The following is a 13,912-nucleotide window of genomic DNA, read 5'->3' on the forward strand; positions in this document are numbered from 1 at the left end:
GATCTGGCGCTTTTTCAGGGCCAATCGCTTGGTGACAACGTCGCCATGGACTTTCCTTCCGGAACCAACGGCGATCTTGCCGATCTTGTGGCCGCCTATCCGCTGGCCTGGCTGACCAACAACGGGCCGGCCGGCTTTTTCGCCACGCCGCTGCCGCTGATCGCCGAAACCGGGCCGGATGGCGCCGTGGTCGCGCTGATCGGCCACTGTTCGCGCCGCAACGCGCAAGTCGCCGCGCTGCGGGCCGATCCGCGCGCGCAGATCCTGTTCATGGGGCCGCAGGGCTATGTCTCGCCGGCGCTGGTGTCGCGCCCGCACTGGGCGCCGACGTGGAACTTCGCCGTCGCTACCTTCGAGGTGACGGTCGCATTCGGGGAAGACAGCGAGACCCTGCCGGCGGTCCGCCTGCTGACGGAGCATGCGGAAGCATCGCAGGGCAGGCCATGGCAGGTGGAGGACGCTGGCGAGCGCTTGCCAAATTTGCTATCAAGAATCATTAGCTTTCGGGCAACGGTTCACGCTACGGACGCGCGATTCAAGCTCGGTCAGGAAGAAGACGTCGACGTGCTGAGGGAAATCCTGGCGGCCTATCCCGATCCGGTGATGGCCGGCTGGATGCGGCGGCTCAACGCGGACCGCCTGGATACGGACGATGCGGAAGCGATCATCGGGGAGACGGGATAGCCGAAACGGGCGATCCATGACATTCAGAGGGGAATAGACATGAGGACCACACTGCACCTTGCCTGCCTTGCCGGCGTTTCCATGCTGGCCATGGCGGCCGCACCGGCGCTGGCCGCCGAAGATGCCGCCGACGACGGGCTGGGCACGATCGTCGTGACCGCGACCAAGCGCGCCATCGCGCTCGACCAGACGCCGATCGCCGCCAGTGCGGTTTCGGGCAAGGATCTGGCCGCCGCCAACGCGCAAAGCCTGTCGGACTACATCACCCGCCTGCCTGGCGTGGTGTTCAACGATTACCAGCCCGGCGTTTCCGAAGTGATCATCCGTGGCATCTCGGCCACGACCTACCACGAACAGGGCCAGACCACGGTCGGCTACTACCTCAACGAAGTGCCGCTGGTCGAACCCGGCTTCCCGATCGGCATTCCCGACGTGGACACCTTCGATCTCAACCGCGTGGAAGTGCTGCGCGGCCCGCAAGGCACGCTGTTCGGTTCGTCCACGCTGGGCGGCCTGGTCAACTACGTGGTCAACACGGCCGATACGAGCAAGATCGATGCCGCCGCATCGGGCCTGATCGGTTCGACCAAGAATTCGCACGGCGAAGTGAACTACGCAGCCAAGGCGATGGTCAACGTGCCGCTGATCGCCGACAAGCTGGCGGTGCGCCTGGTTGCGCTGCAGCGCTTCGACGCGGGCTATCTCGACAATCCCGGCACCGGCGTTCGCGGCAGCAACGATTTCCGCACGCGGGGCCTGCGCGGCTCGATCGTCCTGACGCCGACCAGCGCGACCAAGATCAGCTATCTCTCGTCATGGCAGGACACCTATCTCGAGGACCAGACCTACCTCGACCTTGATCATCCCTACATCCGCAATACCGCGCGGGCCGAACCGCAGAAGACGCGCTTCTGGATGAACTCGCTGCGGCTGGATCAGGATCTGGGCGGCGCGGAACTCACCGCCATCGGCTCCATCGTCGAAAAGCACAATTTCACCCAGTTCTCGTACCCCTATTTCTACGTGACCGGGGTGACGACGGGGGCGGGCGCGGCCTATTCGGCGGGCAATGCCAACGCCAACATCAAGACCGCCGAGGTCCGCCTGGCCTCGAAGGGCGATGGGCCGTTCCGCTACCTGATCGGCGCCAGCTACATGGCGGCCAAGAAGTTCAGCTACGACCAGATCTTCCAGAACGGCGCGGCGGCCTACATCAACGCCAACCCGGCGCTGTTTGGCGGCTATTCGGGCAGCGTGCTGACGCCGGGCGACCGGCTCTATGGCTATGCGGCAGATACCTACAACGAGGACATCGGCCTGTTCGGCGAAGTGAGCTACGCGATCCGTCCAAGCATCGAGATCACGTTCGGCGGCCGCTATTTCTGGAACAAGTACAACGCCACCGTCACCAACCAGGCAGGCGCGCTGGGCGGCTATCCGGGCGGCTACAGCCCGGTCGACGCCACGGGCCGGGTGTCCAACAAGGAAAACGGCTTCACCCCCAAGGTAACCATCACCGCCCGTCCGACCAAGGACTTCCTGGCCTACGCCACCTATTCGGAAGGCTATCGCGTCGGCGGCATCAACCCCAACGCCGGCCTGCTGCCGACGATTCCGGTCAAGTACGACAGCGACCGCGTGAAGAACTACGAAGCGGGCGTGAAATTCCACGCGTTCGACGGGAAGCTCTATGTTGAAGCCACCGTCTTCAACATCGACTGGAAGGGCATCCAGGCCCGCCTGTTCGGCCCGGCGCCGTCGTACTATTCCTATGTCTCGAACGCGGGCAGCGCCAACGTGGTCGGTGGCGAACTGGCGGCCACCTGGCAGATCGCCAAGGTTGCGAGCTTCAGCACCAGCGTAACGCGCCAGGATGCGAGCCTCACCGCGTTCCTGCCCGATACGTTCGCGGTCGGCGGCGGCTATGCCTCGGGATCGACCCTGCCGGGTTCGTCGAAGTGGTCGGTGGCGAACAACCTCAAGTTCGATTTCGAGGACGTGGCGTTCAAGCCTTCGTTCGAAGTGGCGCATCGTTACCTGTCGTCGGCGCCCGTGGCGTTCGGCAACACGGCAACGCGCGGCAACTTCAACATCATCGACCTGCGCGCCGGGGTGACGCTGATGGACAAGGTGCGCGTGCTGGTCTTCGCCAACAACGTGTTCGACAAGTTCGGCATCCTCAACGCGCCGTTCACGTCGCAGGCGACCCCGGCGGGATCGATCGTGCGTCCGCGCACGGTGGGCCTGCGGCTCGACTGGTCGCTGTAATGCGCCGCGTTGCCGTCTTTCTCGCGGCAACGCTGGCTCTCGTGGCCGGGCCTCTTCGCGCCGAAGAGGCCCGGTCGCTTGCCTATCAGGCGACCGAGGTGACCTGGGCGCAGCCGGCGCTGTCGCCGGACGGCGCGTGGCTGTGGTTCGATCTGCTGGGCGACATCTACCGTATGCCGGCCGCTGGTGGCGATGCGCAGCCGGTGCTCGCCGGGCCTGCCTTCGAACGCAACCCGGTGCCTTCGCCCGACGGGCGCTGGATCGCCTTCATTTCCGACCGGTCGGGCGTCACCAACCTGTGGATCGCGCGCAGCGACGGCAGCGATGCGAGGCAACTGACGCACGATAACGCGCTCGTCCTGATGACCTCGCCGGCATGGGCGCCGGACGGGAAAAGCGTCTACGTCAGCCGCGCCGTCCACGCGGTGCTGGCGTTCGAACTGTGGCGCGTTCCCGTCGATGGCAGTCCGCCCGCGCTGCTCGTGGCGGCCCAGCCCGGCGGCAACGAAGGGTGGGACGAGCGTATCAACGCCATGGGCGCGGCTCCTTCGCCCGACGGGAAGGCGGTGTGGTACGCGACCAAGCTGGGCCACACCTGGACCGAAAAGGACCCGCCCACCTGGTCCATCGCGCGGCGCGATCTGGCCTCCGGCGCGGTCGAGACGGTGGTCCCCGGCGGGATGCATCCGGTGCTCTCGCCCGATGGGCGGTCGCTCGCCTATGCCGCGCGGCGCGATGGCGGCGAAACCGGGCTGCGCCTGCGCAACCTCGATACCGGCGAGGACCGCTGGATCGCCTGGCCGATCGATCACGATGGGCAGGAAGGCGGCTACTACTACGATCTAACTCCGGGCTACCGCTTCACGCCCGACGGCAAGGCCATCGTGCTCGCGCGCAATGGCGGCTTCATGCGGCTCGATCTTGTCACCGGAAAGCAGCAGGCGATCCCGTTCCGCGCGCCGGTGCGGCTGGCGCTGGCGCCGCAAAGCCGCGTGCGCCAGCAGGTTGAGGATGGCAGCGAGGTCCGGACGCATCTGGCCGAAGGCGCCGCGCTGTCGCCGGACGGCCGGCGGATCGCCTTCACCGCGCTGGGCGCGCTGTACATCGCCGATGCGCAAGGCACCGCCGCACCGCGCAAGCTGTTCGATGGCAACGCCTTCCAGCCAGCCTGGTCGCCGGACGGGCGCACGCTGGCCTTCACGCGCTGGACCGCCGAGCAGGGCGGCGGCATCTGGACGGTCGATGCGGCCGGCGGCGCGCCGCGTGCCGCCGGCCCGCCCCGTTCTGCCGGACCGCAGGGCGCCTACTGGTCCGAACCGCTGTGGGATCGCGATGGCAAAAGCCTGATCGCGCTGCGCGCCGCGCAATTCGATCGCCTTCACGCGCCGGACGAGCTGGCCCCGGCGTGGCTGGTCGATGTGGTGCGCCTTTCCCCCGCTGGCGCCGCGACGGTCATCGGCCATGGCGCGGGTCTGCGTTCGCTTCAGCGGACGGCGGACGGGCGTCTGTTCGTCCAGGCCGATGGCGCGCTCAAGGAAGTGATGGCCGACGGCACGCTGCTGGCGCGCGCGACGGTCGTCGCCCGCGCGATGGGGCAATACGTCAAGGAGCCGCGCCCGGTCGAGGAACTGCGCCTGTCGCCCGATGGCCGGTCGCTGGCGGCGCGCACCGCGTTCGAGCTGCACCTTCTGCCGATGCCGGCCGACGCCAGGCCGGTGAACCTGATGGAAACCGTCCCGGGCCACCGCCAGATTACCCGGATCGGCGCCGATACGATGCGCTGGGAAGGCGATGGCCTGTCGTGGACGGTCGGGCCGTTCTGGCGTCACGCCGCCTCGGCCGGCACGCTGGCGGCTGCCGACCCCGAAGCTGCGGCAGCCTCGCGCGATCTGTCGGTCCGCGTGCCGCGTGCCCTGCCGGCGCAGGCGCAACTGCTGCGCGGCGCTACCGTGCTGACGATGGACCATGGGAAGATCGTCACCGATGCCGACCTGCTGATAACCGGTGACCGCATCGCCGCGATCGGCCCGCGTGGGTCCATCGCCGTTCCGGCCGGCGCGCGGATACGCGAGCTGGGCGGCAAGTTCGTCATGCCCGGCCTGATCGACGCGCACGCCCATTTCTTCCCGATCCCGCGCGGGGTGCACGACGGCACGCACTGGGAATTCCCCACGCTGCTCGCCTATGGCGTCACCGCGGTGCTGGAAGTGCAGCCGTTCACGCCGGACATCTTTGCTTATGCCGACCGGATGGACGCGGGGCTTTCCACGGGGCCGCGCCTGTTCAGCACCGGCCCCGGCGTGTTCGTGAACAGCGCCATCACCGCACAGGCCGTGGCCGAACAGGTGTTGACGCGCTATCGCGACGCCTATCGCACGCGCAATATCAAGAGCTACATGGTCGGCGACCGGGCCGCGCGGCAATATATGGCGGCTGCATCGCGCAAGCTGGGCATGATGCCCACCACCGAAGGCGCGGCCGATTTCGTGCTGGAGCTGACCCACGCCATCGATGGCTTTTCCGGCAACGAGCATAACCTGCCCGTCACGCCCATCCACGATGACGTGATCCGCCTCTTCGCCGCCAGCGGCATTGCCTACACGCCGACGCTGACAGTGCTTTACGGCGGCGCGCCGATGCTGTTCGCCGATATCCAGAACGATCGCCCGCAGGACGATCCGCGCCTGCGCCGGTTCACCCCGCCGTTCGTGCTGGCCGCCAAGCTGCGCGACCGGCACTGGACGCTGCCCGAATGGCAGACGTGGCGGCGCTTTGCCGAAGACGCGATGCGGTTGCGCCGCGCCGGCACGCTGGTCGGCGTGGGCAGTCATGGCGAGATGCAGGGCATCGGCGTCCATTGGGAAATGGCCGCGTTCGTGGCCGGCGGCGCCACGCCGCAAGAAGCGCTGGAAATGGCCACGATCGACAACGCCACGATCATCGGCCGGCCAGATGATCTGGGCAGCGTGACGCCCGGCAAGCTCGCCGACCTCGTGGTGCTCGATGCCGATCCCCGCGCCGACATCGCCAATGCCCGGCGCATCGCGCTGGTGCTGCGCGGCGGCATCGCGTTCGACGGCACCACGCTGGCGCGCGACGGCGAAAGCCCGGTCGTGCCGTGGTGGCGCGAAGAGTCATCCGGGGTGGCCCCGCAATGAAGCCGGCGACGCTGCGCGCCTGGAGCAAGGTGCATACCTGGTCGAGCCTGATCTGCACGCTGTTCATGCTGATCCTGGCGTTGACCGGCCTGCCGCTGGTGTTCCACGACGAGATCGATGGCATTGGCAAGCCGGAACGGATCGAACGCTGGAACGATGCCGAACTGGTCACGCTCGACCGCGCGATCACCGCTGCGCTGGCGCTGGAGCCGGGCTCCGTGCCGATCTACCTCAGCTTCGACGAGGATCGCCCGGTGGTGAACCTTACCAGCGGTCCGGTCGGCGATGCGCCAGAAACCGCCATGCGCTTCCACCCGATCGACCGGCGCACCGCCACCCCGCCGCAAGGTGACGTGCCCGGCGGCGGGGTGATGGACGTGGTGCTCGATCTGCACAAGGACCTGCTGCTGGGCACGGTGGGCGAATACTTCATCGGCGCGATCGGCCTGTGCTTCGTGCTGGCGCTCGTTTCGGGCATCGTCCTCTACGCCCCGTTCGCGCGCAAGGCGGGCTTCGCCAGCGTGCGCAAGGCCAAGACGGCGCGCACGCGCTGGCTCGACTGGCACAACCTGATCGGTGGCGTCACGCTCGCCTGGGCGCTGGTCGTGGGGCTGACCGGCACGATCAACACCCTGGCCGATCCGATCACCGCGTGGTGGCGCGCCGATGCGCTGGCCCATCTGGTGCGCGACCATGCCGGGCCGATCGCCCCCTATCGCCCCGGCATTGCCGACGAGGCGCTGCGCAACGCGCAGGCGGCCGTGCCGGGGATGCGCGTGCAGTTCATCGCCTTTCCCGGCGCGGCCTTCAGCAGCCGCGATCATCTGGCCGTCTATCTGCAGGGCGCGACGCCGCTGACCGCCAAGCTGCTGACCCCGGTCATGGTCGATGCGCGCACCGGCAAGGTCGATGGCGTGGCGCCGATGCCCTGGTACATGAAGGCGCTGCTGCTCGCGCAGCCGCTGCACTTTGGCGATTATGGCGGCATGGCGATGAAGCTGCTGTGGGCGGTTCTCGACCTCGTGAGCATCGTCGTGCTGGGCAGCGGCCTCTATCTGTGGCTGCGCAAGCCGCGCGCCGCGCGCCGGGGCCGCGCGGCATGAGACGACACCCGCTGGTGCCGATCGCGGCGATCGCCGTCGTCAGTTTCGCCGGGCTCGTTATCGGCCTCACCGGCGATGGCTGGGAAGATGCCCTCGCCGCGCTGGGCCTTGCCCTGTCCGTGGCGCCGATCGGCGTCGCGCTGCTGCGCCGCTGAGGCGCCGGCATCGTTCGTCATTGCGACGGGCGAAGCCCGCGGCAATCCAGAGCGGCGCGCACGGCCCTGGATTGCTTCGCTGCGCTCGCAATGACGAAGCGGGGCAGAGTCGTTCCGCTCTACCCGAAGCGCTGCGTGCCGCCCACCACGGTGCGCAGGACCTTGGTCTGGGGAATCGTTTCCGGGTCGATCCGGAACAGGTCGCGGTCGAACACCGCGAAATCGGCCTGCATTCCGGGCATGATCGCGCCGCGCTGCCGTTCCACCCGGCCCGCGTAGGCCGCTTCGCGGGTATAGCCCCGCAGCGCCTGGGCCATCGTGATGCGCTGTTCGGGATACCAGCCGTGCGGGTTGAGCCCGTCGATCGTCTCGCGCGTCACCGCCGCGTAGATGCCGGTCAGCGGATCGAGCGGAGCCACCGGCCAGTCCGAACCGAAGCAGACATGCGCGCCCGAGCGCACCATGGACCCGACCGCGAAGCTGGTGCGCAGCCGTTCGGGTCCGACGCGCCGCACCGCCCAGCGTCCGTCGTCGATCGCGTGGTAGGGCTGCATCGAGGCGATCACGCCCTGTTTGGCGAACCGCCCGATCGCTTCCTCGCGCAAGTGCTGCGCATGTTCGACGCGGAAGCGCCGGTCGCGCGCGCCGTTGGCTGTGGTAACCGCCGCCATCGTGTCCAGCACGATGTCGTTCGCCTCGTCGCCGATGGCGTGGGCGGTCACCTGCAGCCCGGCCTTGTCCGCGCCGGTCATCCAGGCCTTCAGATCCTTGGGATCGGTCACCATGATGCCGTGCGCGTGCGGTTCGTCGAGATAGGGCAGATACATCAGCGCGGTGCGCGAACCGAGCGAGCCGTCGAACACCACCTTGCACCCGCCCCAGCGCACCCAGTCATCGCCGCGCCCTTCCTGCGCGACGATGGCGGCCTGCCGTTCCCAGTCCTTCAGCGGGGTGAAGTTGTAGAAGCGCATCCCCGTTTCGCCTTGCGCGCGCAGGCGGCGGGTGTTCTCGAATGTGGACCAGTCGAGTTCGGGCACGTGGACTTCGGTCACGCCCTTGCTCAGGCCCAGCGCGATACCCTGCCGCAGGGCGGCGTCCAGCCGGGCCTCGCTCGGCTTCGCGATCGCGCGCAGGACGAGATCCTTGGCGGCGTCCTTGACGATGCCGGTCGGCTCCCCGTTCTCGTCGCGCAGGATCACGCCGCCCGGCACGTCGGCCGTGTTGCGATCGATCCCCGCCAGCTTCAGCGCCAGCGAATTGCACAGGATCATGTGGAGGTCATAGCGGATCACCGCCACGGGCGTATCGGGCGTCACCGCGTCGATCCACTGGCGCGTGGGCATCTTGCCGCCCCAGCGGTCCTGATCCCAGTTGCCGCCTTCCAGCCATTCGCCCTTGGGCAGCGCGCGCGCGGCCTGCGCGATCCGCTGCACGAATGCGTCGGGCGTCGCCGCATCGCGCAGCGAGGGCTGCGACAGCGCCATCGACCCGATGGTGAAATGGGTATGGCAATCGATCAGCCCCGGTGTCACGAACGCGCCTTGCAGGTCGATGACCTGCGTGCGCGGGCTGGACGCGGCGCGCACCGCATCCTTGCCGATGGCGACGATATGCCCGCCGGCCACGCCGATGGCGTCGGTGCGCACGTCCGGCCCCGTTCCCGTCCACACCGCCGCATTGACGTAGGCCACTTCCACCCCGCCGCGCGTGGCGGCCCAGACCCGCGCCGGCACGGCCGCCGCGACGATGGCGTTGAGCGAACCCGATACGAACGCGCGGCGCGTGACCATGATGGTGCCTTCCTGCTTTTTGCAACGATCATGGCATCTTCAGCGCGAAACGTCATGCTTCGGCGTCCAGCTACGGAATTGTCCGGGGGCCAGCGTCAGCCGCAGTGCCGCTCGCAAAGTTCGCACAAGGCATGGATGATCCCGCGCACCACGGGATCGCGCAGGCTGTAGAAGCGGGTCTGCGCGGCGCCCCGGGTGCTGACCGCACCTTCGTCCCGCAGCAGCGCCAGATGTTGCGAGACCGAGGATTGCGACAGGCCCGACAGATCGACCAGTTCGTTGACCGAAACCTCGCCCTCATCCATCCGGCACAGCATCAGCAGGCGCTCCGGATGGCTCATCAGCTTCAGCCGTGCCGCCATCGCGTTGGCGTTGGATTTGAGGTCCGAACGATCGGCCGGCGTCATGATGGAGACTCCGCCAGAGGATGGCCGTCATCGCGCAGGACGATGTAGATCGCGGGAATCACGAGGACGGTGAGCAGGGTCGAGGAGGCCAGCCCGAACAGCAGCGAGATGGCGAGGCCCTGGAAGATCGGATCGGTCAGGATCACCGAAGCGCCGATCATGGCCGCGGCCGCCGTCAGCACGATCGGCTTGAAGCGGATCATCCCGGCCTCCAGCAAGGTCTGGCGCAGGCTCTTGCCCGGTGATCGGGTGTGCCGGATGAAATCGACGAGCAGGATCGAATTGCGCACGATGATGCCGGCCAGCGCAATGAAGCCGATCATCGACGTGGCGGTGAACGGCGCCCGGAACAGCAGGTGGCCAAGCACGATGCCGACCAGAGTCAGCGGGATCGGGGTCAGGATGACCAGCGGGATCGTGAAGCTGCGGAACTGGCCCACGACCAGCACGTAGATGCCCAGCAGCGCGACCATGAACGCCCCGCCCATGTCGCGGAAGGTCACCCAGGTGATTTCCCATTCGCCGTCCCACAGCAGCGACGGCCTGCTTTCGTCCTCGGGCTGGCCGTGCAGGATGACTTCGGGCCTGGTCAGGCCGTGCGCCTTCCAGTCGAAGCTGTCGATGGCGTCGTCAACCGCCAGCATGCCGTAGATCGGCGCTTCGTAGCGCCCGGCGAGTTCGGCCGTGACCATCGTTGCCCCGCGCCCGTCGCGCCGGAATATCGCCTGTTCGCCCGGCACCATCTTCGCGGTGACCAGTTCACCCAGCGCGATCAACTGCCCGGTCGGTGTCGTCGCGACGGGGGTTGCCGCCAGTGCCGACGACCATGACCGTTGCGATTGATCGAGCGAGAGCTCGATGGGCAAGGGATCGTGATCGGCCGCGCGGGGAGCGTAGCCGACGACCTGCGTCCCCAGCAGTGCCCCGATGCTGTCAAAGAGCTGGCGTTCGGACAGGCCATAGTGATCGAGCTTCGCGCGGTCAGGGATCAGTTTCAGCGTGGGCCGGGGCGCGCCGAAGCTGTTGTCGACATCGACGATATAGGGCACCGACCGGAAGATCGCCTCCACCTGCTTCGCCGTCTTTTGCCGCGTTGCCTCGTCGGGGCCGTAGATTTCGGCGAGCAAGGTGGCGAGCACCGGCGGCCCCGGCGGCGTTTCGACCACCTTGAGCGATCCGCCCGCCGGCAGGGGAATGGCCCGGAGCTTCTCGCGCAGCGCCACCGCGATCTCGTGGCTTGAGCGCGAGCGGTCGCCCTTGGGCAGAAGCGTGACCATCAGGTCGCCCATTTCGGGCTGGTTGCGCAGGAAGTAGTGCCGCACCAGCCCGTTGAAGTTGAACGGCGCGGACGTGCCGGCATAGGCTTCCATCGACACGACTTCGGGCACGCCGCGCGCCACGGCCGCCGCCTGTTCCAGCACGCGCGACGTCATTTCCAGGCTGGTGCCTTCGGGCAGGTCGGCAACGAGCTGGACCTCGCTCTTGTTGTCGAAGGGCAGCAGCTTCACGGTCACGGCCTTGAAGTAGAACATCGAGCAGGCGACGAGGGTGGCCACGCCCACGCCGATCAGGAAGCGCTTGGCGCTTTGCGGCGTGGCGATGACGCGGGCGGCATAACGCTTGTAGAGCGCGCCCAGCTTGCCCCCGTGTTCGTCCCCGTGCCCCTGCGACAGCGTCTGGCGCGCGAAGCGGATCATCAGCCAGGGCGCGATGATGACGGCGACGAAGAACGAGAAGATCATCGCGGCGGAGGCGTTGATCGGGATCGGCGCCATGTACGGCCCCATCAGGCCCGACACGAACAGCATCGGCAAAAGCGCGGCAACGACGGTCAGCGTGGCGATGACCGTCGGGTTGCCGACTTCGGCGACCGCCTCGACCGCGGCGGTGATGCGGTCGCGGCCGTCGTGCATGCCCCAGTGCCGGGCGATGTTCTCGATCATGACGATCGCGTCGTCGACCAGAATGCCGATCGAGAAGATCAGGGCGAACAGGCTGACGCGGTTGATCGTGAAGCCCATCACGTTCGAGGCGAACATGGTCAGCATGATCGTCGTGGGGATGACGATCGCCGTCACGCCGGCTTCGCGCCACCCGATCGCGAAGCCGATCAGGATGACGATCGATACCGTGGCCAGGGCGAGGTGGAAGATCAGCTCGTTGGCCTTTTCGTTGGCGGTTTCGCCGTAATTGCGCGTGACGGCTACATCGACGCCAGCCGGGATCAGCGTGCCCTTGAGCGTATCGATGCGTTGCACCACCTGTTCGGACACGGTCACCGCGTTGGCGCCCGCCCGCTTGGCGACGGCAAGGCTGACGGCGGGGGCCATCGACCAGACGCCTTTCCCGTCCTTGGTGTCGGCCCTGGCCCAGCGCCAGGAACGGGCCTGGTCCTGCGTCGGCGTCTGTTCCACGCGCGCCACGTCGCCCAGCAGGACCGGGGCGCCTGTCGCCGAGCGGACGGTCAGCGCGGAAAGCTCCTGCGCATCGCGGAGCGTCTGCCCCGCCACGACCAGCGCGGCCGATCCGCCTTCGCGCACAGTGCCCGCGGGGAAGGCGCGGTTCGCCTGCGAAACGGCTTCGATCAGGTTGCCCAGAGGCACGCGGTAGAGCGCCAGCCTGGCCGGATCGGGGATCACGCGCAGCGCCATGCGCTGCCCGCCGGTGATGAAGGTAAGGCCGACGTCATCGACCTTGGCGACCTCGGTCCTGAGCTTGCCGGCCAGTTCGGCCAGCGCCTGATCGTCCCATTGGCCGGCGGCGCCGGGCTTCGGCGTCAGGGTCAGCACCACGATGGGCACGTCGTTGATCCCGCGCACCGTCACTTGCGGCGCGGGAATGCCCACGGGAATGCGATCCTTGTTGGCCTCGATCTTCTCGTTGATGCGGATCGCGGCATCTTCGGGATTGGAGCCGACAAGGAAGCGCGCCGTGACCATCACGCCGTTGTCCTGCGCCTGGGTATAGACGTGCTCCACGCCGTCCACGCTCTTGACGATCGTTTCCAGCGGCTTGGCCACCAGTTCCACCGCCTGCGAGGCCGATAGCCCCGGCGCCTGGACCATGATGTCGACCATCGGCACCTTGATCTGCGGCTCCTCTTCGCGCGGGATCGTGATCGTGGCGATGAGGCCGACGATGATCGCGGCAAGCAGGAACAGGGGGGTGAGCGGCGACTGGATCGTGGCGCGCGTCAGCCTGCCGGAAATGCCCAGGTTCATTAGCGGTCGGCTCCCTTGCCCGTGTCCGCAACGATGGTGTCGCCCGGATTGGCGCCAGAGAGGATTTCGACCCTGTCCGCCTGTTCGACGGGCGCGGTCTGGACGGGAACCTGGGTTGCGCTGCCGTCCTTCGCCAGAACGGTCAGGTAATCGATGCCATAGCGTGTGGTGACGAAACGGGCCGGGACGACCAGCGCCTTGCGCGTCCCGATCTCGACGCGCGCCGCCACGCGCCGCCCGATCAGGCTGTTGTCGATGCCCGGCATGTCGACGTCGGCCATCACCTTGCCGGCGTTGACCGAGGGATAGACCTTGATCACCCGGCCTTCGCCCATGCCCGCCGCGGACACCCGCGATCCGGCATGGGCCTTGCCGGCGAGCGATTCGGGCATTTCGAGCCGGACGATCGTCGGCCCGGCGGTGATCACCGCGATGACCATGCCGGGGGCAACCGGCGCGCCGGCGGGCACGTCGGCGCGCAGCACCCGGCCAGCGGTCGGCGCGACGACCGTGCCTTGCCCCGCCACCGCGCCCACGGCGGCCTGCTGCGCTTGCGCGGCGCGGACCTGCGCCTGCGCGGCGCTGGCTGCGGCTTGCGCCTGATCGAGCCGGGCCTTGGCATAGACGCCGTTGTCGTGAAGGAACTTTACGCGCTGGAGGTCTGCCGCGGCCTGCGCCGCCTGTGCCTGCGCGGCCGCTGCCTGCGCGCCATAGGCGCCGGCCTGGAACCCTAGCTGGCTATCGACGATCCGGCCGATCGCCTGCCCTTTCGCGACCGTGTCCCCCGCCTTGACCGTCAGCGTGCTCAGGATGCCGGGGATGCGCGCCATCACCTGCGCCTGGTCGACCGTGGCGATTTCGGCGCTGACGTCCTGCCATGCCGTGGTGTCCTGCATGGCAAGCGTGAGGCGAGGGCCGGCGGGGGCCTTCGCCGTCTGCGTGGTTTCGCCGCTGTCGGCGCAGCCGGCGAGAGGCAGCCCGAACGCCGTCGCCATGCCGATGGCGGCGAAAGCAAACAGATGTCCCCGCATGTCCCTGTTCGTTCCGAAACCGAAAACCATGGCGTGCGCCTTCCTCCAGCGGGCTGCGCGCGGCGTTGGGCGACAGCCTCAATACATTATCACTT

Annotated in this window: 9 protein-coding genes; 5 read left to right on the forward strand and 4 right to left on the reverse strand. The window is 68.0% G+C overall.

Annotated elements, in window-relative coordinates:
• Nucleotides 1-45 precede the first annotated feature (45 nt).
• The 5 genes from F1640_RS22385 to F1640_RS22405 are packed head-to-tail and all read left to right on the forward strand — an operon-like array spanning nt 46 to nt 7,368.
• Nucleotides 46-684, forward strand: coding sequence for an FMN-binding negative transcriptional regulator (locus F1640_RS22385; protein WP_124808334.1), 639 nt, complete (start codon nt 46-48; stop codon nt 682-684).
• 39 nt (nt 685-723) lie between these two features.
• On the forward strand, nt 724-2,952 hold the full coding sequence (locus F1640_RS22390; protein ID WP_206694930.1) for a TonB-dependent receptor: 2,229 nt from the start codon (nt 724-726) through the stop codon (nt 2,950-2,952).
• Complete coding sequence (locus F1640_RS22395) at nt 2,952-6,110, forward strand: amidohydrolase family protein (RefSeq protein ID WP_124808333.1); 3,159 nt, start codon at nt 2,952-2,954, stop codon at nt 6,108-6,110. Before F1640_RS22390 ends, F1640_RS22395 begins: the two co-directional genes overlap by 1 nt.
• The gene (locus F1640_RS22400; RefSeq protein ID WP_124808332.1) at nt 6,107-7,213 is read left to right on the forward strand and encodes a PepSY domain-containing protein; all 1,107 of its coding nucleotides are present in this window, start codon (nt 6,107-6,109) and stop codon (nt 7,211-7,213) included. The genes F1640_RS22395 and F1640_RS22400 overlap by 4 nt, the downstream gene beginning before the upstream one ends.
• Nucleotides 7,210-7,368, forward strand: a complete 159-nt coding sequence (locus F1640_RS22405; protein WP_172700956.1) for a hypothetical protein — start codon at nt 7,210-7,212, stop codon at nt 7,366-7,368. Before F1640_RS22400 ends, F1640_RS22405 begins: the two co-directional genes overlap by 4 nt.
• 119 nt (nt 7,369-7,487) lie before the next feature.
• Here F1640_RS22405 and F1640_RS22410 read toward each other — a convergent pair whose 3' ends face one another.
• From F1640_RS22410 to F1640_RS22425, 4 genes are all read right to left on the reverse strand, one after another.
• A complete protein-coding gene (locus tag F1640_RS22410) occupies nt 7,488-9,158 on the reverse strand; it encodes an amidohydrolase (RefSeq protein WP_124808331.1) in 1,671 nt (556 codons plus the stop codon).
• 95 nt (nt 9,159-9,253) lie between these two features.
• Nucleotides 9,254-9,565, reverse strand: coding sequence for a helix-turn-helix transcriptional regulator (locus tag F1640_RS22415; RefSeq protein WP_124808330.1), 312 nt, complete (start codon nt 9,563-9,565; stop codon nt 9,254-9,256).
• Nucleotides 9,562-12,786, reverse strand: coding sequence for an efflux RND transporter permease subunit (locus F1640_RS22420; protein ID WP_194921897.1), 3,225 nt, complete (start codon nt 12,784-12,786; stop codon nt 9,562-9,564). Before F1640_RS22420 ends, F1640_RS22415 begins: the two co-directional genes overlap by 4 nt.
• Complete coding sequence (locus F1640_RS22425) at nt 12,786-13,817, reverse strand: efflux RND transporter periplasmic adaptor subunit (RefSeq protein WP_124808328.1); 1,032 nt, start codon at nt 13,815-13,817, stop codon at nt 12,786-12,788. The genes F1640_RS22420 and F1640_RS22425 overlap by 1 nt, the downstream gene beginning before the upstream one ends.
• Nucleotides 13,818-13,912: the final 95 nt, after the last annotated feature.

It is taken from the genome of Novosphingobium sp. NBM11 (assembly GCF_015390225.1).
Classification (GTDB): Bacteria; Pseudomonadota; Alphaproteobacteria; order Sphingomonadales; family Sphingomonadaceae; genus Novosphingobium.